Origin of the sequence: Chryseomicrobium excrementi (genome assembly GCF_002798305.1) — a bacterium.
GTDB classification, from domain to species: domain Bacteria; phylum Bacillota; class Bacilli; order Bacillales_A; family Planococcaceae; genus Chryseomicrobium; species Chryseomicrobium excrementi.
In genome coordinates, this window is sequence record NZ_PCGR01000001.1 from 454523 (window position 1) to 477550 (window position 23028).

The window sequence follows — 23028 nt, forward strand, 5'->3', positions numbered from 1 at the left end:
CATTTCAAACTAAAAAGCACATCTCATCACGAGATGTGCTTCTTTATACTTCTAAAAGCATGCGGTCCGATAACGCATGACTGCCCTTAATTTTTTTGAACTCCTCTAACAAGTGCTGGACGTTCAACTGCTTCTTCGTTTCAGCATCTGCCTCGTAAATGATTTTTCCTTGATCCATCATGATCAAACGGTTCCCTAAATCAATCGCTTGCTGCATATTGTGTGTCACCATCAACGTCGTCAGTTGCTGATCATTTACAAGCTGTTTCGTCAGCTGCGTAATCAGCTCCGCTCGTGCTGGGTCCAGTGCTGCTGTGTGTTCATCTAAAAGTAATAACGACGGATTCGTGAATGTGGCCATCAAAAGAGACAATGCTTGCCGTTCTCCTCCAGACAATGTACCCACTTTGGTAGTCAACCGGTTCTCAAGATTCAAATGCAAGACTTCTAGCGCTGCGCGAAAATGGTCTCGCTTTGTTTTGGAAGTCGCAAATCGCCAGCTTCGTTTTCGGTTTCGTGCATGTGCAACAGCTAAATTCTCTTCAATCGTGAGACTAGGTGAGGTTCCAGCCATTGGATCTTGAAACACACGGCCAATCCATTTGGCCCTGGCATGCTCTGCGAGTGAATCGACTTGGTTCCGTGCAATTTCAATGGTGCCCCCGTCTCCTTGTAACGTGCCGGAGACACAGTTTAGCAATGTAGATTTTCCCGCACCGTTACTGCCGATAATCGTCACGAAATCTCCGTCATTCAAATGAAGAGACAGATCATGTAACGCGATTTTTTCGTCATGACTCGATTCATTGAACCGTTTGTGTAAATTACGAATGGTTAACAAGTTCGGTCCCTCCTTTAGTAACGGATTTGGATTGCAATCTCTTTCGAGCTAAACGTTTTTTCGTTTCGCCTAGTTTGCCTGGAACAATTAGTGCAAGAACAACAATCGCAGCTGTTAGAAGCTTCATATCCCCTGTATCTAAAAATTCAATACGAAGTGCAAAGGCTAAAACGAGACGGTAGATGACAGCTCCAATCACAACAGCTAGTGTGACTCGAACGATAGATTTGGTACCAAATAGAGCCTCTCCAATAATGACCGAAGCCAGACCGATGACAATCATTCCAATTCCCATCCCGACATCTGCAAACTTCCCGTATTGAGCAATTAAAGCGCCTGACAGAGCTACAAGACCATTGGATAAGCCAAGCCCAAGAATCGTTAGTGTAGAAGTGTTTCCTGAAAAACTTCGAATCATTCGTTTGTTATCCCCAGTTGCACGAAGAGCAAGACCCACTTCTGTTTTCAAGAAGGCATCCAATGCCAATTTCACGACTGTAACACCCACTGCTGCAAATAAGATGATGCTAATTTCAACAGGAATCCCTAAACTTGTCGCCCAAGCTGTATACTGACTAAACAACGTTTCTGATTGTAATAACGGGATATTAGGACGGCCCACTGCATTTTCTACCGTCCACCCCATAATTCGTAAATTGATAGAATACAGAGCAATCATCATCAAGATTCCAGATAATAAAGGATTGATGCCGCCTTTGGTATGCAGGAGACCCGTTCCGACACCTGCTACAAATCCAACGACAATGGCAACCAGTGTTGCAAGTACTGGAGAATAGCCCATCACGATCATCGCCGCTGCGGTTGCAGCTCCTGTCACAAAACTTCCGTCAACCGTAAGGTCCGGAAAATCAAGGACCCGGAATGTTAAATAGACACCTAGAGCCATGATTCCGTAAATCAACCCTTGCTCAACAGCACCAATTAATGCTCCTACCATTTGAATCCCTCATTTCTACTCTGCGAGTTCTGCATTCCATTCATCTTTTACTTCTATACCTAACTGCTCTGCGACCGTCCCATTCACCACAAATTTAACGTTTTGAGGATATTGAACTGGCAGTTCAGCCGGAGTGGCTTCACCGTTTAAGATCTTTACAGCCATTTCTCCAGCTTCGTAGCCGATTTCAAAGTAATCAAAACCAAATGCCCCTAGACCACCACGTGCTACCGAATCAAATTCTCCTACCATGACGGGAAGTTCATTGTCTGTAGCTACCGATAAGACAGATTCTAAAGCTGAGACAACCGTGTTATCTGTAATGATGTAAAACGCATCTACTTTACCGATCAGAGATTCTGCAGCTTGTTTCACTTCTGCTGAAGTAGCTACTGATGCTTCTTCTACAGTGATACCTAATTTCTCTGCTTCTGCTTTCACTACATCAACTTGAGCTCTAGAGTTTTGTTCTCCCGAGTTGAACACCATTCCAATAGATTTTGCTTGTAGCTCATTTTTTAAGAACTCGATCGTATTCGGGATGGCTTCAGGTTGAGTATCAACTGTTCCCGTCACGTTTCCACCCGGTTCTTCCATTGAAGCGACAAGTTCCGCACTTACTGCATCCGTAACAGATGTGAAAACGATTGGGATTTCGGAAGTAGCACTTGCGACTGCTTGTGCAGAAGGAGTGGAGTTTGCGAAAATCAAATCAACACCACTGCTCACTAAGTTGGTAGCGATCGTCGTATTCGCACTAGTATCATTCTGAGCGTTTTCGATTTGGTACTCTGCTTCGATACCAGCGTCTTCAATTGCTTTTTGGAACCCTTCAAATGCTGCATTTAAAGATGGGTGCTCAACAATCTGCGTGACTCCAATTGTAACTGTATCTTCAGTTGCTGCTGCTTCCTCTGAAGAATCTCCACAAGCTGCAAGTACCAAGGTCGATGATAGTGCGACAAGTCCTAATGTGCGTTTCCAATTCATATAATTATCCCCCTTAACTTTAGCGCGTTGAAGCGACGAAGTATTATAAGGGCTATATTACAGACACTTGAAAGAGAAGTCAATGGAATTTTCAGAAATAATACAAATAAAAAAATCAGCAGAGATAATATCTCTACTGACTTTAAATTAATTTGCGACTTTTTCTTTTTTGATTTGTTTACTGCGAAGCTGACCACAAGCGGCATCGATGTCGGTACCTTGCTCTGTGCGAACACCACAGTTGATTCCGCGTTTCTTCAACGTTTGGAAGAACGCATCGATTGCTTCTGGCGTACTACGCTGATACTGACCATGCTCATCCACTGGATTGTATGGAATCAAGTTCACATACGACAAGTGACGCTTGTTCTCTAGAAGATCTGCCAGCTGTTTTGCTTCTTCCACGTGATCGTTGACATCACGAAGCAAAATGTATTCAAACGTGATACGACGGTTCGTTTTCTCCAAATAATAATCAACAGAGTCCATCAATTTCTCGATTGGGAAGGCCTTATTGATAATCATGATGTTGCTACGTAACTCGTCATTCGGTGCGTGAAGGGACACTGCCAAATTCACTTGTGTTTGCTCATCCGCAAACTCACGGATTTTTTTAGCAAGTCCACTTGTGGATACAGTGATATGACGTGCTCCAATAGAAAGACCTTTTTGGTCGTTAACTACATTTAAGAAGTTCATCAGATTCGTGTAATTGTCAAACGGTTCTCCGATTCCCATTACTACGATATGGCTGACGCGTTCACCTTTCCCTTGTGCATCCAAGTGTTCTTGAACCTTCATGATCTGTCCGACGATTTCACCGCCATCTAAATCGCGGCTTTTTTTCAAAAGACCACTTGCACAGAAGCTACAGCCGATGTTACATCCAACTTGCGTCGTCACACAGACAGAAAGGCCGTAATGGAAACGCATTAAAACTGTTTCAATCAAGTTCCCGTCTTCTAGCTGGAACAAGAATTTGATTGTGCCATCTGCTGACTCTTGTTTTACAGACTCTTTTAACGTCTGCATCACAAAGTGTTCGCTAAGTAACTGCAAGCATTCTTTATTGACGTTATTCATTTCTTCAAATGATTGTACGCGCTTCACATAAAGCCAATTCCAGACCTGTTCAGCACGAAACTTTTTCTGACCTCGTTCAAGTAACCATTCTGTTAATTGATCCTTCGTCAGACTATAAATAGATTTTTTCATAATGTATAGTCCCTCATTTCATCCTCATAACAATTTTTCCATTATACTATAGGAATGTATGAGTGACAAGTTTATTTACTTGTCTCTACTGCATTGTTGCGAATCCAGTCACTATAACTACCTGCATAAAGGTGCACGTTTTCAAAACCCGCTTCTAGTAAAGCAATGGTCAGTGGAGATGCAGTGACGCCACTTCCGCAATAGGTGATGACCGGTTCTTCTTTAGAAAACTGTTGAAAAAGACCGGTTGTTTCACTCGATTTCATTAAACCATGCTCTGTTTTTAACGACTCCCAATCGAGATTTTGAGCCCCCGGAATATGCCCCGCAATTGGATCGATCGGTTCCACATTGCCCTTGAAACGCTCTGATGAACGAGCATCGAGGACAGCTCCACCAGTTGCGAGATGGTTTTTCACATCTTGTTCAGTAACCAACAACTCCTTATTGAAAGTGAGCTGCTGATCGGTTTTTGGATACCAAGGCGTGCCACCTTCTAAAGGATACACCTCTTTTAAACGGCTATACCCTTCACGTGCTATAGAGACATGAGGAAAGCCAGCCCATAACAGTAATAGGGCTGCACGAGCTGCAAAAGGTGCGTTCCCTTGATCGTAAAGAATTACTTGGTCGTCATACTGCAACCCAGATGTTTGGATCAAGCGAGTCATCTGTTCTTCAGATGGGGCAGGATGTCTGCCTTCTACTTTTGACATATCAGACAGATGCTCCTCCAAATGCCAATACACAGCTCCAGCAATGTGTTCTTGCTGGAACTCGTATTCTCCCCACTTCGGATTTTGCAAATCAAAGCGTGTGTCAATAAAACGGGTATTTCTCTTCGGAAGTTCATGCACATCTTTAGTGATGATCATTGGTCTCCTCCAATTGAATCCGTATTTTCTTCCATGCCTCAAGTGTCGCTTGCTGTTCTAACAGTTCTCGTTCTGCAGCAATCGTATTTAGACTAGCTTGTAGGAAACGCTGCATACTCGTCTCCATTTTGTCATTGAATTGCTGCTCCGTCCAGTTCCGCAATCGCTTGGTTTGCTGATCTAAATGTTGCGCAACATCCACTTTGAGTTTTGATTCAAGTTCAGTCTGTAAAATTGCCTTTTCATTTTTCTCAAAGAACCGCTTTACATTTTTTACATATTTTCGAAGCGGTTCGTAACTCTGAATTGGAAGCTCTGGTTTATCAAACTCCAATAACTTAGGAGCTTTAAGTTCCATCGGTGACACAGAAAAAGCTGCTGGTTGTTCCGCAAGATACGCTCTTTCTTGCTTCTCGAACTCACGAATCGCTTTTTCAGTAGCTTGTTGCAAACGAAGGTTTGTGACGCGTAGCTCTTGAGCTGTATCAAATTCCAGACTTTCCACTACTTCTTGAAGAGAATCTTCAAATGCTGACTTGATATCCTGCTTCGAGAAACGAGAAGGATTGAATGCTTCTTTAAAGAAATCGGGATATCTATAGAACAAACGTTGTTGCAAGTAATAAATAAGTGTCTCGACTTCATTAAGCAGTGCGTTGCGTTTTGTCTCTGAAACAGGTCGCTTGTACCTCGCACGGAGTTGTTGCTCTACTTCAGACAATTCAGCTAGACGTTGTGGTTTTCGTTTCATATTTTCTTCTGTTGAGTCAATCAGCATGTAGAATTGATTGGTCAACTCGTTTGTTTGCTCATCGATGTATTGCAAAATCACTTCAAGCAGCTCTTCTTTCAAGAAATGTTGGAAGGCCACTTCAAATTCAGACATACCACTTGCCCCTGATGTGTTCGATTGTTTTTCTTCGAGTGCTTGTAGACTTGATACTCCGTACAAACGTGGGAAGCGAATTCCGAACTGTGTCAATTCTTGTTCCACATAATCCAGGACATCTTGCTTTTCTTCTTCCGTGTTAGCGAGATCGATTGCATTGACGATAAAGAACATTTTATCCATCTCGAAAGAATCTTTGACTCGTCCAAGTTGAATCAAGAATTCTCTATCTGCTTTCGCAAAAGCATGATTAAAGTATGTGATAAACAAAACAGCGTCCGCATTACGAATATAATCAAATGCGACACCTGTATGACGAGCATTGATAGAATCAGCACCCGGTGTATCTACAAGAGTCACACCTGCTCGAGTCAGCTCACAATCATAGTAGTATGTGATGGTCTCAACAAAACAACTTTTTGACTCGACAGCTACATATTCTGTAAATGCTTGATGCTCGACTAATCGGACTGTACCAAGGTGATTTTTTTGTTCTAGATACCCTGAAACAAAGGCACGAATAAATGATTTCTTAGTCTCATCTAATGGCTTGTGAAGAAATTCTTGCGCTCTACTATAGAGTTCATCTAGTGTTTGAATCTCTTTACCATGCGGTGCAATCATTCCTTTTAATTCCGCAAGTAAATTCTCTACTGTTTTAAATTGCACATCTGCGTTGCGATGTGGTTTTTCAGTTGAAACCGGGGAGATTTTATTGATAGAAGCTGTTGTTGGATTTGGTGAAACCGGTAATACCGCATCTCCGAGTAAGGCATTCGAAAAGCTTGATTTTCCAGCAGAGAATGCACCAAAAAGTGCAATGGTAAAGGAGCGGTTGTTAATACGGTCTCGCTTTTGTTTCATCTCACGAATGGCTTCTTTGAAATTTGGAATATCGGATAATAAATTTAGCAGCCGATCCGCTTTAGACAAAACCTGTTGTTCTTTTAACTGATTAGTAGATGCCGTTTGCTCCAACCGAATCTCTTTTTCAACTTCTGTTTTTGTTTCCGAGAGTGTCAGAGGAGAAGCAGAAGAGTAAAACCCCTTGTATTGCTCCTCCCACATTTCTACTCGATTTGCACGCTGCTTTTGGAATGCTTCATTTGGAGACTTGATCTGTAAAGAAAAATCTTGTTTTTTCTGTTCAGTTGCTTCCCATTCTTCCAAAGCACGCTGTTTTCTGACTAGTTGTTGTTTCTTAAACTGATCATCTTCTGACAGTACTTGTTTGCCATCCGATTCCTCAGTCATTTCTTCTGCCCAATCTAGGACATGTTGCACCACTTTCTTTTTAAGTGCTTGTTCAATACGGCTTGAAAACTGTAGCAGTCCATCCCCCGTAGAACTAGTACCAGGTTTGAATTCATCTACAATAATAGAAGCTTCTAGTGTATAAGGAGTGTACGCATCTGTAGGTACCTGAATGATTTGTGCATACTTAACAACAAGCCCTTCAATATGAGGGGCAGTCGTTTGGTTGTAGACGTGTTGAAGTTGTGAAAGTGCTTTTGTTTGTCGCGCTATACGCTCTTCCTCAATTTTTTTCTTAGAACTGAAAAACCCCATCTTAAATCCTGGATCACTTGCTTCAGCAAACGAACGTACAGCCTCTCGCACTTCAGGTGTCATCACATACGCATTTGACATGACTTGTTGGACTTGTTGCTGTAGGTCATCTTTCCATTTCTTCAAGTCGAGAAGCTCAAACGACTGAACTGCTTGTAGGATTTCTTTTTTTGTCGCACCTTTATCCTGCCATTCTTCTTGCGAGAACAGCTCTTCGTAAGAGGCTTCTACTTCCTCTTGCTGTTCTTGTAAAAAAGCCTCGTGTTCTTGAATCAGTTTCACTAATGTCCCCTGTGCACTTTCTTCTAGAACGGTCTCTTTTTGCTGAAGAGCACTATCTATTACACTCTTTACTGAATCCACTGGGTACATGTCTGGCTGTCTAAGAGAAGTGAAGAAAATTCCTTTCGGAAGGACTCCCCAACTCTCAAAAGAGGTCTCAACAGACTGTTTGTACGCTTCAATAGAAAGTTCTTGTTCTCTATGCTTATCCATTTGATTAACAATTAAATAAACATTTGGGTTTGTCCGCATTAGATCTTTGGTGAATGTAAAGTTCAGCTCCGACTGGACATGGTTGTAATCCATTACGTAAAAGACTAGGTCTGCAAGATGCAGTTCCGATTCAGTGGAAAGGCGGTGAGCGTCATCCGTTGAATCTACTCCAGGTGTATCCATTAATACAACGTCTTTTGGTAGCGACGTTTCTGGATGGAACAACTCGATTTTGCGAACCGATTGGCCGTCTTTTGCCATACGCTTTAAGTTAGCTACAGCCAGCTCCTCTTCAGCAATTGCTAAATCTCCATTCATAAAATGAACATAGGCTTTCCAATCCTCTGCTCTTTGAATAGTGACAATGTTCGCCGAAGTCGGAATCGGACTCGTAGCTAACAAATTCTCTCCTGTTAGCGCATTGATCATACTCGATTTTCCTGCAGAAAAATGCCCGGCAAACGCTATAGTCAATTGCTCAGAAAACAGTTTTTGTCCAAACTTTTTTGCTTTTTCTGCTGTTGAGGAGTTCCCTTGCTGTTCTGCAAGAACTCCTAAAAGAGCGGTACGTCGATAAATATGCTTTCTTAACTCATTCATGAAACGGGACCCCTTTTGCAGTCTAATAATTTGGCATTACAGGTAGTTCTTTTTCAAGTTCCTTCATAAACTCGTATTCTTGTTCCGACAACAAAAGCTCTATAGTGCCATGATCTTGTTCAGTCCGAATGAGACGCCCAACTCCCTGTTTCATTCGCATTTTCATGAACGGAAGATCGACTTCTTCAAATGCATGGAACGACATATCCCGCTTTGCATTAAAAATAGGATCATTCGGAGGGAATGGTAAATCATAAATTATGACTCGAGTTAACAGATCTAAAGGTAAATCTAATCCTTCCCATAAGGAATAGGAAGCTAAGACTTTAGGATTTTCTTTATACTGCTCAATCAACGTGCTCATCTCTTGATCGCCCTCGAAAAGGATATCCTCATGACCATACATAAATTTGAACTGTTCAAACGATTCTATCGTTGAGAAAAGAACTAAAGTCGGTTGTGGTTCATTGAGCAGTTCCATTACTTTGTCATTTTTATCAAACGGCTTTGACAGTTGAATAGTCATCACTTCTTCATAATCAAAAGGTGACGGAACTTGCAAAGATTCATATTCTGCAATTCCTAGACTACCTGCTAAATAATCAAACGTTTGGTCGACACTAAGTGTCGCACTAGAGAAAATAATTGGTAATGATCCGTTAAATAATTTTTCAGCCAATTGCTCATCAACAAGTTCAGGCATAATCGCAAGTGTTTCAATGCCATCTACTTCTTCTACCCAGTGAATGGCCTCGTTTTCTTCTGTGAACAGTTGGAAAGCTTGCAAATAGTCCTCTAGATATTCTTCCATAAGTTTCATATCATACGACTCAATAGAGTACATTTCGCCTTCAAATACGAACTCTTCTAACAACCCTTCTACCGTTTTAATTAGAAACGCACTTTTCCCAACAAGTTCAGGGGAACGACGAATCGTCATTTTTTCAAGAGCTGGATTTTCTATTGAATTCCGAAGGAGCTCAAAAAATGCGAGATGCGCTTCCTCTAGAACATCTAAGTAGTGGAGTGTCTTAGGTCGTAACCCTTCTACACGTGCCTTTTCAAGTAAATCTAGTAGCGATTCACTTTGTACTTTTAGTGTAAACGCTTCTTGTGCTGCAAACTCAACCAAATGACCTTCATCCAGTACGATAGCAGACGCTTCTGGTAACAGAGGAAGCTGCTCTTGGCGTTTTCGAGACTCTGCCGTCCATAAGTGTTCCATTAAAAATTCATGGGAGCAGATGACTAGATCTGTAGCTTGACGATAGAACTGCCTTGAGATGGTTTGGCCACATTGATTTTTCACCTCACAAATCGAACACTGCTGTACAGGGTGATAATTGACAAGTTTCCACTCTTCATCTGTTAAGAAACTGAACTCTTTTCGGTCACCATAAGGGTATACTTTTTGCAAAGAGGTTCCAGCAAAAACAAACTCCGGAAGACGATCATCGATTTCATCGACAAACTCAGGTACATCAAACCCCCTGCGCTGTTCATCTAGGCGCTGCAAACAAAGATACTCTTCTCTTGATTTTGCTAGACGAACATCAATAGCGAGATTCAATAGCTCAGAAAGACGAGCGATATCGCCCTCTGGCTTGATTAACTGCTCAATCAAAGCTTCATCGGAACATGCTACGATGACTGGTTTTCCAGTATAGCGGGCATAAGCTATCGAAGGAAGTAGATAGGCCATTGTTTTACCAGTTCCTACTCCCGCTTCTGCAAAAAGGACTGATTTCTGTTGGAGTGCTTTTTCGATTTGAAACGCCATGTAGACTTGTTCGTCTCGTATTTCATATCCATGGTCAGGTAACGTCTCATAAAAGATATCCCCTAACCAATTGGACAAGGATTGATAAAATGACTGATCTTTTGACAATTCAAAGGGGATATTTTTACGCATAGCTCCACTCTTTTCCATATATTCTAGACACGTTTACCCCAGAACTGGTAGTAATCCGTGCGGATGAATCCATTGAACAATTTGCGCTTTTTCGTCGCTTTTTTACCGTAGACCGTCTCTAAATTTTCCATTGAAGAAAGTAAGTAAACAGACCAAGACGGGTATTTTTCCATGACGTAACCAAATTGAGAAATGGTTTTCTCAATTTCCTCGATTTCTCCGATACGCTCGCCATAAGGTGGGTTACTGACAATCACTCCATTCTCGAGTCGCGTCGTGAAATCAGTTGCTTGCATCTGTTTAAATTCAATAATATCTGCAAAGCCTGCTTCAAGTGCATTGGACTTGGCAATTTCAATCATGCGATGATCGATATCAGTTCCAAGGATGGTTAATTCTTGATCATAATCTGCTTGAGCGTCCGCTTCTTCACGAACCTTATCCCATACAGCTGGTTTGATAAATTTCCAATTCTCCGCATCAAATTCACGATTGTAGCCAGGTGCGATATTTTGACCTATCATCGCTGCTTCGATACATAGAGTGCCAGAACCACAGAATGGATCTACAAACGGACGGTGCGGACTCCACTTCGAAACCTTCACAAGTGCTGCAGCCAGTGTCTCTTTTAAAGGTGCATCTCCTTGCGTCGTGCGATAGCCGCGTTTATGCAACCCTGCTCCACTCGTATCAAGTGTCAATAACACCTTGTCTTTCAAAATACTGACTTCTACTTTATAGCGTGCACCTGATTCATCAAAATAACTCATTCGTTTATAAGCAGACTTTAGTCGTTCGACGATTGCCTTTTTCACGATACTTTGGCAGTCCGGCACACTATAAAGTGTTGACTTGACACTCTTACCGCTAACTGGGAAGTTCGCATCTACTGGTAAGTAAGTTTCCCAAGGAAGTGCTTTTGTCCCCTCAAACAATTGATCAAATGTGCGGGCCGGAAACTCTCCCACGACTAACTTGACACGGTCTGCGACTCGTAACCAGACATTAGCACGAGCAATCGCTTCTTCGTCTCCTGTAAAGAATACTTTTCCGTTGTCTGTAGTCGTCTCAAAACCAAGGTCCTTCAGTTCATCTGCGACGATTCCTTCAAGGCCCATGGCCGCAGTTGCTAGTAATTTATACTTCATATCGTCTTCAACTCCTTGCTATAGTTTGGGTATATAAAGAGAAAAAACTCTCCACAAAGGAGAGCTGTAAAGTTCATCATAAACCTTCTATTCGGTAAGCCATGTTTTGTCTCCCATGTACTCAAGCGGGGAAGCCCCTCGTACATACTGGGCGGCAATCATCTATCTACGGAATCTCCGTCTTCCAATCCGTTCAGTTCCTTCATGGAAATGCCCCTACCATAATTTGGGTTTCTCACTCGTGGGGTTTACCGCGTTCCACTCTTACCGTTTCCGAATAAGACTTCGTCACTGTGGCACTTTCAAGAGTACTACACCGTATCCAAAGACTTAGGTGATTTCTCTGCCGTCAGCCTGGCAGCTGCCCTCGTTTATGACTTCACGAGGCACGAACACTACAGTCGTCTCAGAGCTGTGTGAGCATGGACTTTCCTCTACACATCAAAGTGTGCAGCGATTGCCTGAATAGAAGGCCACAATCGAGTATACGTTATTTACCTTGTGAATACAAGCACAGATTATTCGTAAAGTTTGGCTCCAAAAACATGCTTCTCAAGATTTGATAGACGTTTTAAAATATCAAAGTTAGTTGATGTCTGTGGTGCTGGTGCTGAACGAGGTGCCTCTTCCACTTGAGTGCGAAGATCGCGATTTTCTCGTTCTAATTCTTGGATACGTTTATCAAATTGCTCGTAATCTTTAATGATCTCATCTAAAAATGCGTCGACTTCTTCTTGGCTATAGCCACGCATCGTAGTTTTAAATTGTTTTTCTAAAATATCAGAAGTTGTAAATTGAATCGCCATACCCATCTTCCTTCCATCCATTGGTGATTGGCTTCATTATAGCATAGGATGGAAAGGTGCACCTATCTATTTGTCGAAATCTGCGCTTTCCCGGGAAATGATTTTCCGAGAAATACGGGCATCTCGTTTCTTTAGGTCAAGCAAATAGTCGGCCAGCTTTTCTCTTGTGAGAACAGCTGTTAAAGTAAGCAGCTGGGCTTTAGCTTGGAGCACGTAATTCGTAGCCAAATTGAAGTCTTTCAATTGATGCTCTAAAATCTTTGCGCAATAGAGAAGGGCATCTAGCCTTTCTATGCCTTGTAGTTCATCTGATGCAATCTTCATTAGCTCAAAACTTTCTTCATACTCTTTCTCGCGCTTCTTCAACAGCGATAAGTAATAGTAGGCATGAGGAATATCTTGTCTTTCGTAGCGCTCCGTTACTTTTTCATAGAGTTCCTTACTATGCGGCAACAGTTTGATATCCTTCAACCACTTGGCCAAATTTATCTCGATAGCCGAGTTACTCTGTTCAGACTGATCGAGTAAGTGCTGGAGCGATCGAATGTAAAGTGCTACAAGTGATAGCAAGTCCCACTTATTGTGTTCCAGGACCCTGTCTAAATTTTCAGTTGTATTGGATCTCAAGGCATCCATATAAATAATAGGCGCTAAATGCCCCGGCATATCTTCTTCACGAACAAATGCCAATTGTTCGCGTTCCATATCTTGCAATTTATAACGCTCCTGCAACCCTTTCCACAAGCGTTTACTTCCATGAAATAAATCCACTTGAAATAATGTAGGAAATGGAGGTAGCTCCTTCCGATTCATCGTCCAGCGCACTTCAAGCTGCGGAATATCGAAGCTCTTCCCATTATAAGTTACGATGGTATCGGCTAATTGAAATGGCAACGCTTTTAAGAAAGGCACCTCAAACTCAGGAGACGCAAGGAGATACTGATCTAACTGAAAATGAGTCGGGAAGCGCTGAATAATCCCATTTAAGAAAATATGCACGCCAACGCCTTTCAGACCTGTCGTCTCTGTATCATAAAATAACACTCTCTTGTCATCATGCGGAACCAGTGGATGGCCAGGAAATTTCTCTTTAGCTTGCAGGAGCAATTTGTCTAACTCGCTAAATTTGACAAGTCCATGTTCAAAATCAAGTGGATAATGAGTCGTCACTTTAAAGTAAAGACCTTCAGGTGTCTCCACACGCTCATAACCGGACGATTCCCACTGGTTCGGTAGAAGTTTCTTCTGATCAACAGCTTGGGCTTCTTTAATCTGTTCCGGTTGCTTTTTCAGTAACCCTTTCATAGCCATTAATTTCTTCTCATAAGACATCAGCTTCACGCACCAGATGATTTAGTAGTAATAGAACTTCTTCTTTCAGTCCAACATTTGCTTCTTGGGCACCGATACATGCTGGGCATCCGTCGAGGCAAGGACAAGCCGTGACTTGTGAATGGGTCTCTTCCACCAATTCATCAAAACGATCCATCATTCGTTCAGATAGACCAATTCCACCAGGATAACTATCGTAGATGAAGAACGTAGGTTGTTCATCTAATATAGACTTCATTTGGGGAACAACATGCACGTCTTTACGATCACAATCTAGGAAAAGTGGAATGAACGAGTGTAACGCGTATGCAGCTCCAACCATTGCATCTGCAAACAAGTGCATGGCTCCATGTGCAGGTTTATCAAATGTGATCCAAGTTGCACTTGTATGGAGCTCCAGCGGCGGAAGGTCTATAGTTCCCGAGCCGATATTGTCATGAGTATCAAATTTAATTTTTTTAAAGATGGTTGGGTGAGCTAGAACGATGATATCCCCAAAGGTCATCTCAACTTGTTTCTTTGTCAGTTGTTTGTCTTTAGATAATACCTTCATCTCTACAGCTATGTTGGCATCCGTAAAGTAATCGACATCGACTTCTGTCACATAGGCTTTCTTTTCATCCCAGTCGAGAAGTTCCACTTGGAATTGTGTCCCTTGATGCAGATAAATGGCTTCTTCATGGAGTAACGTCATGGCACTGAACAGATCCATCTCACCAATAACTCTTGTTTGGGTCGGAATGGATTGGTCGATGATGATGACATTGTCTTGAGAAGCAGAACGAAGTGAAATGTTGCTGGCTGGGAAGCTTTCCGCCATCCAGTGCCACTTGTCTCCCGTCTCTAGTAATACATTCTCGTCCTTTAAATGCTCAAGTAACGATTGCACGTAATACTCTGCATAGTCTTCTTGTTTGTCAAATGGCAGTTCAAAGGCCGCACATTTCAGATGGTCCATCAAGATCAACATGTTTTCAGGGAAGATCCGCACTTCTTCAGGTGACTGCCCAAGTAAATAGTTTGGATGGTCTACCACATACTGATCGAGTGCAGTTGATTGAGCAACATATATAACTAGTGATTCCCCTTGTCGTCTACCCGCTCTGCCGGCTTGCTGCCAAGCACTTGCGATATTTCCTGGGTAACCTGTCATAATGCAGACTTGTAACTGACCGATATCCACACCAAGTTCAAGAGCGTTTGTACTGACTACTGTTCGTATATCTCCGTTTCGAAGCCCTTTTTCAATGTCTCGTCTTTCTGAAGGTAAATAACCTCCGCGGTATCCTTGAATAGACCGGTCATTTAGCTTTTTACTTACGAGCGCTTTTAAATAGGTTACTAGCATCTCTACTCGGACCCTACTCTTAGCGAAAATAATGGTCTGTAACCTCTTTTTATATAATTCTTCTGCTAGATCTCGAACTTCAAGAATAGCGCTTCGACGAACATTATACGTCGGATGCACAATAGGAGGATTGTAAAATAAAAAATATTTTGTTCCAGAAGGGGCTCCGTTATTTGTAAGCACTACATGATTTTCATGCGTCAATGTATCTGCAAGTTCTTTAGGATTTTGGATAGTTGCTGATGTGCAGATAATTACAGGATGACTTCCATAAAATGCACAAATACGCTTCAATCTTCTGATGACATGGGCAACATGAGAACCAAACACGCCCTTATAAGTGTGCATTTCATCGATTACAATAAATTTTAAGTTCTCAAACATCGAGACCCATTTCGTATGATGTGGCAATATACCCGAATGCAGCATGTCTGGATTCGTCAAAATGATATTGCCGTTGGTCCGCACTTTACGGCGTATTCCTGGCTCCGTATCTCCATCATAAGTGAAACTATTAATTTGCTTACCTGTCGCTTCAATCAATTCATTCACATCTGTCTTTTGGTCTTGTGCAAGAGCTTTTGTTGGAAACAAATAGATGGCTCTGCTCTTTGGGTCTTCAATGATGCTTTGTAGAACTGGTAGGTGATAACAAAGAGACTTACCCGAAGCTGTTGGAGTAATAGCTGTGAACGATTGACCTTTTCGAGCATTGTCATAAGCACTTGCTTGGTGCGTATAGAGTTCCTGAATTCCTTTTCGCTTTAGAGCGGAAACTAAACTTGGATCCAGATCCGATGGGAAGGGTACTGTTTTAGCTTCGCGGGGTTCTATAGTATGAATAGATTGAATCTGCTGTCGCTTCTGAGGGTCCTTCACCCATTCGTCGAGAAGTTTTGAGATCTCACTCATCTACTGTACCCTCCAGTTCCGATTGCATAGTCTTTAATGTATAAAGTACTGCATGGACACTCTGATAAAATCGCTTTTTTGATGTTTCTTTATAAAATGATTGTACAACAAACTGTTTCATCCCTTCCTGAGCTGCATGAATCTGAGAAGGGTGTAAGTATTTTGGTCGGTTCATTTTTATATAGTGCTCAGAATCTTTTACCCATTCATCCAGGATGCTATCTACTTCGTTCACATGCGGTTTCACTTCGTTAAAAAAATCTGGGCTGCGATCTTGTTCTCGCATTTTTTCAAAACGGCTTATGCACCGCTCTGCTTCATTCAATAAAAAACTAGTAGTTTCTAAGAGCTCCATTCGTTCACTTCCTCTAACGTCTATCTTCTTATCATATCAAATGTATTTCAGTTCCTCTAGTTTTACGAACAAACATTCGAATGCAACATTCGGCACGTGTCAGGCGTCTAATCTGTGTGCTACACTAAGGCACAGAGGTGTTGAAGATGACAATACGTTATCCTGGTGGGAAAAAATATCAACCCCCTACCCCAAAAAATAATACGAGTAAAAAGGATTATTCTTTTAGCAATAGGGGAAAAACGTTAGAGGATGAAGTGAATGAGTCGAATGACTATTACTTGCAGCATCAGCTAGCAGTCGTTCATAAGAAACCTATTCCTATACAAATCGTCAAAGTCGATTATCCCGGAAGGTCTCGTGCTGTGATCCGAGAAGCGTATTACAGAACGCCATCAACTACAGATTACAATGGCGTCTACAAAGGCTATTATTTGGACTTTGAAGCAAAAGAAACGAAGAATAAGACTTCATTTCCTTTGCAAAACGTCCATGAACACCAAGTCTTGCACATGCGAAGTGTCCGGCAACAACAAGGCATTGCATTCTTGTTAGTAGCTTTTCAAAATCTAGAAAGGTATTTCTTTCTATCTAGTGAGCAGCTAGATATCTTTTGGGAACGTATGCAGCAAGGCGGTCGGAAATCGATTACTCTTGAAGAGTTTGAGCAAGTAGGAATTGAAATAACACCTGGCTATGCTCCGCGCATACCCTATTTAAATGCAGTAGATCACTATGTGATCGGTAATGAAAGTGAGGATGGAGCTCGTGGCGAATGAACAACGATCTCGACAGCAACGCAGATTAGAAGAACAGAAGAATAAATCAAAAAAGAAAGGTAGTAAAGGAAAAAGAGGTATCTTTAAAAAGATTTTCCTAGCACTTGTTGCTATTGGGCTCATCGGACTTATAAGTGGTTTTGGACTCTTTGTCTATTATGCAAGCTCAGCACCAGAACTAGATGAGGCCTCTTTAAAAGATCCTATTTCTTCCACTTTTTTAGATGTAAATGGAGAACCTTTCTATACATCAGGTACTGAAAACCGAATTTATGTAAACTATGATGATATTCCACAACAAATGGAGGACGCGATTCTAGCAACAGAAGATGTGCGATTTTATGATCATATGGGAATGGACTTCTTGCGCTTAGGTAGTGCCGTTATTGCGAACGTGACGCAAGGCTTTGGAGCACAGGGTGCTTCTACTATCACGCAGCAAGTTGTGAAGAACTCGTTCCTGCAAAATGAGAAAACTCTTAAGCGAAAAGCTCAAGAAGCTTGGCTTTCTTTTCAATTAGAACGTAAGTATGATAAAGAAGAAATTTTTGAGATGTATTTCAACAAAATATTAATGTCAGGTAGAAATTATGGATTTGGTACAGCAGCCGAATACTTCTATGGCAAAGAACTAAACGAACTTGAATTACACGAGATGGCGATGCTTGCCGGTATTCCTCAAAGTCCGAACAACTACAATCCATTTAACAATCCGGAATTAGCTGAGAAACGTAGAAATACCGTTCTTCATCTCATGGAACTTCATGAAAAAATAACCCCTGAAGAAGCAGAAGCAGCACGCGCTATTCCAGTTACAGAAACGTTGATTCCGGAAGAAGAACGCCAAGCATCTTCAGAATTAAAATATGAAGCATTTATTGATATTGTTGAAAGCGAACTAAACAAAATTGATCCTTCCCTTCTATCAGAAGGTATTACTGTTCACACGACTTTAGACCCGGCTATCCAGTCTAAAGTCGAAGAAGTCATCAACTCCGATGTTTATGCAACAGAAAAACAACAAGCGGGTATTGCAGTGGTCGACCCGAAGACAGGCGCCCTGGTAGCTTCTGGTGGAGCTCGAAATTACTCAAATCGCGGCTGGAACTACGCATATGACAATAAAGACCGTCAACCTGGTTCTACGATGAAACCGCTACTTGCCTACGCACCAGCTATCGAAAATCTAAACTGGTCTACAGGTCAAACAGTAGTCGATGAACAAATTACGTATACAGGCACTGATCAAGTCGTTCGGAACTTCGTTGATCGTTATCTAGGACCGATGACAATGCGTGAAGCACTTTATCGCTCACAAAATACACCAGCTGTGAAAACGTTACGTGAAGTCGGACTAGACAATTCACGTGATTTCATCAACCGCTTTGGTCTTGGAATTGAAAATGTTTACGAATCTTCTGTTCTAGGCGGTATCGAAGGTATCTCACCAATGATGCTAGCAGGTGCATATAGTGCATTCGCTAACGGAGGCTATCATGCAGAACCTTATGCAATCAATAAAATTGTCTACCGTGATGGTGAAACTGAAGATGTATTGAAAAAAGAACTCAAACCAGTCATGAAAGATTCTACAGCTTATATGGTTACGGATATGCTCCGTGATGTACTTGAAAATGAAAATGGAACAGGTCAAACTGCAGCAGTGCCTGGAATTGATTTGGCTGGTAAATCCGGAACATCCAATTACAGTTCCGATGAAATAGCAGCAAATAACCTCCCTTCTGGTTCATTCCCAGATACTTGGTTTGCAGGGTATTCTACTAAATACTCAGTTGCCATTTGGTCAGGGAACAGTAAACGTAGTGAACCGATGACATCCGCTGAAGAACGCCGCGTTCCACAAGTCATGTTTAATCAGATCATGTCATCGATTTCTTCCGATGCGGAAGATTTCAGTCGTCCAAACTCAGTGGTTGAAGCTACAATTGAAGTAGGTACTTCTCCATTACAATTGGCAAGTGACTTCACACCTAGTAACCTACGTCGTACAGAATTGTTTGTTCGAGGTACAGAGCCAACTGCTGTCTCTGATGAATATGAGTTAACAGAGCTACCTGCACCAACCGGCCTATCAGCAGACTTTGATGAATCTTCTGGTTCTGCCACATTGCAATGGAACTATTCTGCTCCGGATGGCGTGGACGAGGTAAATTATGTGGTTTCTGTGAAAGTCAATGATGGTGGCACTCAAGAACTCGATACTGTGGATCAGACCGGTATTGTGGTTCGTGATCTGCAGCCAGGAAACACCTACACATTTAGTGTGGTAGCTACAGCAAATGGTATTTCTAGTGCCCCTGCCACTGTTTCTATCACAATTGCCGAAGACGAACCTGAAGAACCTCAACCTGGTGAAGGTGAAGATGAAGGTGAAGGTGAAGGTAATGGAAATGGTAACGGCAATGGCAATGGCAATGGCAATGGTAATGATAACGGTAATGACAATGGTTCTGGTGACGGTGGAGACACTGGAGAACCAACGGAACCTGGTGACGGTTCTGGTGAAGAAGAACCTACTGAGCCAACTGAACCAGGAACTGATGAAGGTACTGGTGATGAAGCGAGCGATGGTTCAACCGACCAAACTCCTTAATCTACAATGAAAAAAGGCATTTTCTCGTAAATGAGAAAATGCCTTTTTTCTATTTGACCCGCTTCTTGCCTTCTCGACATCTTTCCAATAAGGGGCACTCGGGGCAATTAGGATTCTGAGCCTTGCAATGATAGCGCCCGAAAAAGATCATCTGATGATGCGCTTTCGACCACTTCTCCATCGGTGTTTTACGCATTAAGGTCTCCTCTACTTGCAGAGGGGAATCCTTCCACCTGCAAACACCCAACCGTTTGGAAACACGCTCCACATGAGTATCTACCGCAAGAGCTGGAACATCAAATGCAACAGAAACGACAACATTAGCTGTTTTTCTTCCCACACCTGGTAATCGAGTCAGCGTATCTCTATCTTCTGGGACGACACCTCCGAACTCATCGAGAAGCATCTGACTAAGCTTTTGAATATTTTTTGCTTTGTTTCGGTACAATCCAATTGACCGGATATCCTGCTGCAGTTCTTCTAAAGGTACTGCCAAATAGTCTTCAGGAGATTTATATTTTTGGAATAAGTCCTTAGTGACACGGTTTACGAGAACATCTGTACATTGTGCAGATAATAGAGTGGCCACAACTAATTCAAATGCGTTTTCATGTACAAGTTCACAATGCGCGTCTGGAAACATGTCATCCATGACGGCTAACATCTCTGCCCATTCTTTTTTTGTAACCAGTTTACTCCCTCTCTTCAAGCCAATTATAAAATGGCATTCGTGTAGTCGGTTCTGATTTTTGTATTGGGGCTTTCACAGTATATTTATGGAACCCTTCGGAGTGCTTTCGAATGGCGTCTAACGTTTGAAGATTTTTCTTCTTCCACTCAAAAAGAATTCGATCAATATACTTCAGACTTTTCTTTTCTGCCAAAACAGCTTCCACAAGCGCTTGGCGAATCACTTCAGGAGAATGCCCATCTTCATCTAACCATTTGGAAATCGTTTCATATTCCAATGGAGTGAAAACGCGGCCAAACTCTTCCTCAAAGGTACGAAACAACTGTCCGGCTAACTGCTCTTTCGTTGCGACAGACTGTTCCATCTTGACCTGCTCCACACAATCAATTAGTCGTTCCCATAATTGATAGAGAACATACTTTTCTTCGACCATCGCACCGGTTTTTGACTGTTCGATAAGTAGAAATCCTCTTTGCATCAAGCGCTGTAAAATAGCCGCAACTTGTTGATCGGAGATTTCCATTCGCTCTGCAATTTCACGAGGTGTTGGAAATTCAATCTGGTTTTGTTGAAAGGAAACGAGTTGTAAGACAACCATCGCCTCTTGATCTGTTAATTGTAAAGCCCGATAATGAGTAAAAAAAAGCTGGGAAATGGTTACATTTCCCCGCTTGATCCACTGCTCCAGGCGACTAGATGGAAACTCCATTCCAAGTCCTCCTTAAGGATATAAACGATTTAATAAACGTGGGAACGGAATCGATTCACGGACATGTTCTGCTCCACTGATCCAAGCAACCGTGCGCTCAAGACCAAGACCGAAGCCAGAGTGTGGGACCGTCCCGTATTTGCGTAATTCTAAATACCACGCATAAGCACTTTCATCTAAATTATGTTCTTGAATTCGTTGTTTTAGTAGGTCGTAATCGTAGATACGCTCCGAACCACCAATGATTTCTCCGTACCCTTCTGGTGCAATCAGATCAGCACAAAGCACGACATCGTCTCGCTCTGGGTGTGGTTGCATGTAGAATGGTTTAATGCCTACTGGATAGTGCGTGATGAATACTGGCTTATCGTATGCTTCTGCAATTGCAGTTTCATGAGGTGCTCCGAAATCATCGCCCCACTGGATGTCATCAAAACCTTTTTCGTGTAAGAATTCGATTGCATCATCGTACGAAATACGTGGGAACGGCGCTTGAATTGCTTCTAATTTTGAAGTATCACGACCTAAGCGTTCCAATTCCAATTTACAATTCTTTAAAACAGACTGAACGATGTAAGAAACATAATTTTCTTGAACTTCTAGACTCTCGTTAAATTCTACAAAAGCCATTTCCGGCTCGATCATCCAGAATTCGATCAAGTGACGGCGCGTCTTCGATTTTTCAGCACGGAAAGTTGGACCGAATGAGAAGACTTTCCCCATTGCCATCGCCGCTGCTTCCATATATAGCTGACCTGATTGAGAAAGAAACGCATCTTCGTCAAAATATTTCGTCGCAAACAATTCAGAAGTTCCTTCAGGAGCTGAACCCGTAAGGATTGGTGGATCCATTTTCACAAAGCCTTCATTGTTAAAGAACTCATACGTAGCACGAATAATTTCATTACGAATCTTCATGATGGCGTGTTGCTTACGTGAACGCAACCACACGTGGCGGTTGTCCATTAAGAACTCTGTACCGTGTTCTTTCGGTGTAATTGGAAAATCTTCAGCAAGAGATAAGACTTCGATTGATGTGACTTGGATTTCACAGCCAAAGCTGTTACGAGTATCTTCTGTAACTGTACCCGTTACATAAATCGAAGATTCTTGTGTTAATGATTTAGCAAGTTGGAATACTTCTTCTCCTACGTCTGCCTTTACCACAACACCTTGTACAAATCCAGTACCATCACGAAGTTGTAGGAAGGCAATTTTTCCGCTTGAACGCTTATTGGCTAGCCAAGCGCCTAATTTTACTTCTTCTCCAATATGAGAAGGCATTTGATTAATTGAAATTTTCTTCATAGAGTCCTCCAAATTATAAGTTCGAAATACGCTTCCACCAATCACCTGTTTTAAAGTCGAGATAGGTGTAGCTTAATGCGTCATTTTCATTCAAGTACGTCACTTCCCAGACGGGACCGATTTCTTCATACCCCAGTTTGATTGACAAAATCTCTTTTACATTGTGTTCGGCACGAGTAAGCTCTTCCGCTTGTTCTTCCGTAATACCCTCTTCAAGTAGTACTTCATAAGCCGTTTTGCTATCTTTACTATCCACAATATACGCAACTTCTTGTTGATCCTTCGTTCCAATGACCGTGATATAGCTGGTAACACTATGATAGGCATAAGTTTCAGTCACACTATCTACTAAATCTTGACCTAGAACTAAAGTTTCAATCCGCTCAAAATCTTGGTTCTGGGGTTGTTTTGCAATTACATATAAGATTCCTAAAGTAGACACTATTGCAACAACGGCAACGAGTAACAAGGCTCCAATCCATTGCTTCTTCATGTGCGGTAAATCGTGAAGATCGCTTTGGAGTCGTCCTCTTTATCCAGTGCAAGTCCAAACATCAAATCCTCTTTTTTTAAAGAGCGATTCAAAGCATCGACCAGCTTATACAAATCTGATTGGTAATTGACCGTCACAGTTTGAATGACTTCAATCTTTGATTCCACTGCAATCCCTGCTTTCTTCAAG

19 protein-coding genes and 1 other RNA gene are annotated in these 23028 nt (G+C 42.0%); 2 read left to right on the top strand and 18 right to left on the bottom strand.

The window, feature by feature from the left end; all coding sequences use genetic code 11:
* Nucleotides 1-43: 43 nt before the first annotated feature.
* The 13 genes from CQS04_RS02295 to CQS04_RS02355 form a co-directional block, all read right to left on the bottom strand.
* Nucleotides 44-841, bottom strand: a complete 798-nt coding sequence (locus tag CQS04_RS02295) for an ABC transporter ATP-binding protein (RefSeq protein ID WP_100352586.1) — start codon at nucleotides 839-841, stop codon at nucleotides 44-46.
* A complete protein-coding gene (locus CQS04_RS02300) occupies nucleotides 825-1799 on the bottom strand; it encodes an ABC transporter permease (protein ID WP_100352587.1) in 975 nt (324 codons plus the stop codon). Before CQS04_RS02300 ends, CQS04_RS02295 begins: the two co-directional genes overlap by 17 nt.
* Nucleotides 1800-1814: 15 nt before the next feature.
* Nucleotides 1815-2789, bottom strand: a complete 975-nt coding sequence (locus CQS04_RS02305; RefSeq protein WP_100352588.1) for an ABC transporter substrate-binding protein — start codon at nucleotides 2787-2789, stop codon at nucleotides 1815-1817.
* Between the two features lie 147 nt (nucleotides 2790-2936).
* Entirely contained in the window at nucleotides 2937-4004 is a 1068-nt protein-coding gene (gene rlmN, locus CQS04_RS02310) for a dual-specificity RNA methyltransferase RlmN (RefSeq protein ID WP_100352589.1), read from the bottom strand.
* A 71-nt stretch (nucleotides 4005-4075) separates the two neighbouring features.
* Nucleotides 4076-4879, bottom strand: a complete 804-nt coding sequence (locus CQS04_RS02315) for a sulfurtransferase (protein ID WP_100352590.1) — start codon at nucleotides 4877-4879, stop codon at nucleotides 4076-4078.
* On the bottom strand, nucleotides 4866-8432 hold the full coding sequence (locus tag CQS04_RS02320; RefSeq protein ID WP_100352591.1) for a dynamin family protein: 3567 nt from the start codon (nucleotides 8430-8432) through the stop codon (nucleotides 4866-4868). Before CQS04_RS02320 ends, CQS04_RS02315 begins: the two co-directional genes overlap by 14 nt.
* A gap of 22 nt (nucleotides 8433-8454) precedes the next feature.
* The gene (locus CQS04_RS02325; RefSeq protein WP_100352592.1) at nucleotides 8455-10344 is read right to left on the bottom strand and encodes an ATP-dependent DNA helicase; all 1890 of its coding nucleotides are present in this window, start codon (nucleotides 10342-10344) and stop codon (nucleotides 8455-8457) included.
* Nucleotides 10345-10367: 23 nt separating this feature from the next.
* Nucleotides 10368-11492: a THUMP domain-containing class I SAM-dependent RNA methyltransferase gene (locus CQS04_RS02330; protein WP_100352593.1), complete on the bottom strand. Its 1125-nt coding sequence runs from the start codon at nucleotides 11490-11492 to the stop codon at nucleotides 10368-10370.
* 90 nt (nucleotides 11493-11582) lie between these two features.
* An RNA gene (gene rnpB / locus CQS04_RS02335) (RNase P RNA component class B) lies at nucleotides 11583-11961 on the bottom strand.
* A gap of 49 nt (nucleotides 11962-12010) precedes the next feature.
* On the bottom strand, nucleotides 12011-12298 hold the full coding sequence (gene gpsB, locus CQS04_RS02340) for a cell division regulator GpsB (RefSeq protein WP_100352594.1): 288 nt from the start codon (nucleotides 12296-12298) through the stop codon (nucleotides 12011-12013).
* A 66-nt stretch (nucleotides 12299-12364) separates the two neighbouring features.
* Entirely contained in the window at nucleotides 12365-13630 is a 1266-nt protein-coding gene (locus CQS04_RS02345) for a ribonuclease H-like domain-containing protein (protein ID WP_100352595.1), read from the bottom strand.
* Nucleotides 13620-15890: a DEAD/DEAH box helicase gene (locus tag CQS04_RS02350; protein ID WP_100352596.1), complete on the bottom strand. Its 2271-nt coding sequence runs from the start codon at nucleotides 15888-15890 to the stop codon at nucleotides 13620-13622. Before CQS04_RS02350 ends, CQS04_RS02345 begins: the two co-directional genes overlap by 11 nt.
* A complete protein-coding gene (locus CQS04_RS02355) occupies nucleotides 15883-16245 on the bottom strand; it encodes a YppE family protein (RefSeq protein WP_100352597.1) in 363 nt (120 codons plus the stop codon). Before CQS04_RS02355 ends, CQS04_RS02350 begins: the two co-directional genes overlap by 8 nt.
* A gap of 146 nt (nucleotides 16246-16391) precedes the next feature.
* Here CQS04_RS02355 and recU point away from each other — a divergent pair, with 146 nt between their 5' ends.
* Together recU and CQS04_RS02365 are read left to right on the top strand one after the other, a co-directional pair.
* Nucleotides 16392-17024, top strand: coding sequence for a Holliday junction resolvase RecU (recU, locus tag CQS04_RS02360; protein WP_100352598.1), 633 nt, complete (start codon nucleotides 16392-16394; stop codon nucleotides 17022-17024).
* Nucleotides 17005-19638 (top strand): PBP1A family penicillin-binding protein, encoded by a 2634-nt coding sequence (locus CQS04_RS02365; protein ID WP_425430232.1) that lies wholly within the window; start codon nucleotides 17005-17007, stop codon nucleotides 19636-19638. Before recU ends, CQS04_RS02365 begins: the two co-directional genes overlap by 20 nt.
* A 49-nt stretch (nucleotides 19639-19687) precedes the next feature.
* Here CQS04_RS02365 and nth read toward each other — a convergent pair whose 3' ends face one another.
* Genes nth through CQS04_RS02390 form a run of 5 tightly spaced genes read right to left on the bottom strand, consistent with a single transcriptional unit; the run spans nucleotide 19688 to nucleotide 23006 of the window.
* A complete protein-coding gene (gene nth / locus CQS04_RS02370) occupies nucleotides 19688-20302 on the bottom strand; it encodes an endonuclease III (protein ID WP_100352600.1) in 615 nt (204 codons plus the stop codon).
* 28 nt (nucleotides 20303-20330) lie between these two features.
* The gene (locus CQS04_RS02375) at nucleotides 20331-21038 is read right to left on the bottom strand and encodes a DnaD domain-containing protein (protein WP_100352601.1); all 708 of its coding nucleotides are present in this window, start codon (nucleotides 21036-21038) and stop codon (nucleotides 20331-20333) included.
* Nucleotides 21039-21050: 12 nt separating this feature from the next.
* Nucleotides 21051-22346: an asparagine--tRNA ligase gene (asnS, locus tag CQS04_RS02380; protein ID WP_100352602.1), complete on the bottom strand. Its 1296-nt coding sequence runs from the start codon at nucleotides 22344-22346 to the stop codon at nucleotides 21051-21053.
* A gap of 13 nt (nucleotides 22347-22359) precedes the next feature.
* A complete protein-coding gene (locus tag CQS04_RS02385) occupies nucleotides 22360-22839 on the bottom strand; it encodes a hypothetical protein (protein ID WP_100352603.1) in 480 nt (159 codons plus the stop codon).
* Nucleotides 22836-23006 carry a YpmA family protein gene (locus CQS04_RS02390; protein WP_094941793.1) on the bottom strand — a complete coding sequence of 57 codons (171 nt, stop codon included), beginning with the start codon at nucleotides 23004-23006 and terminating at the stop codon, nucleotides 22836-22838. The genes CQS04_RS02385 and CQS04_RS02390 overlap by 4 nt, the downstream gene beginning before the upstream one ends.
* Nucleotides 23007-23028: the final 22 nt, after the last annotated feature.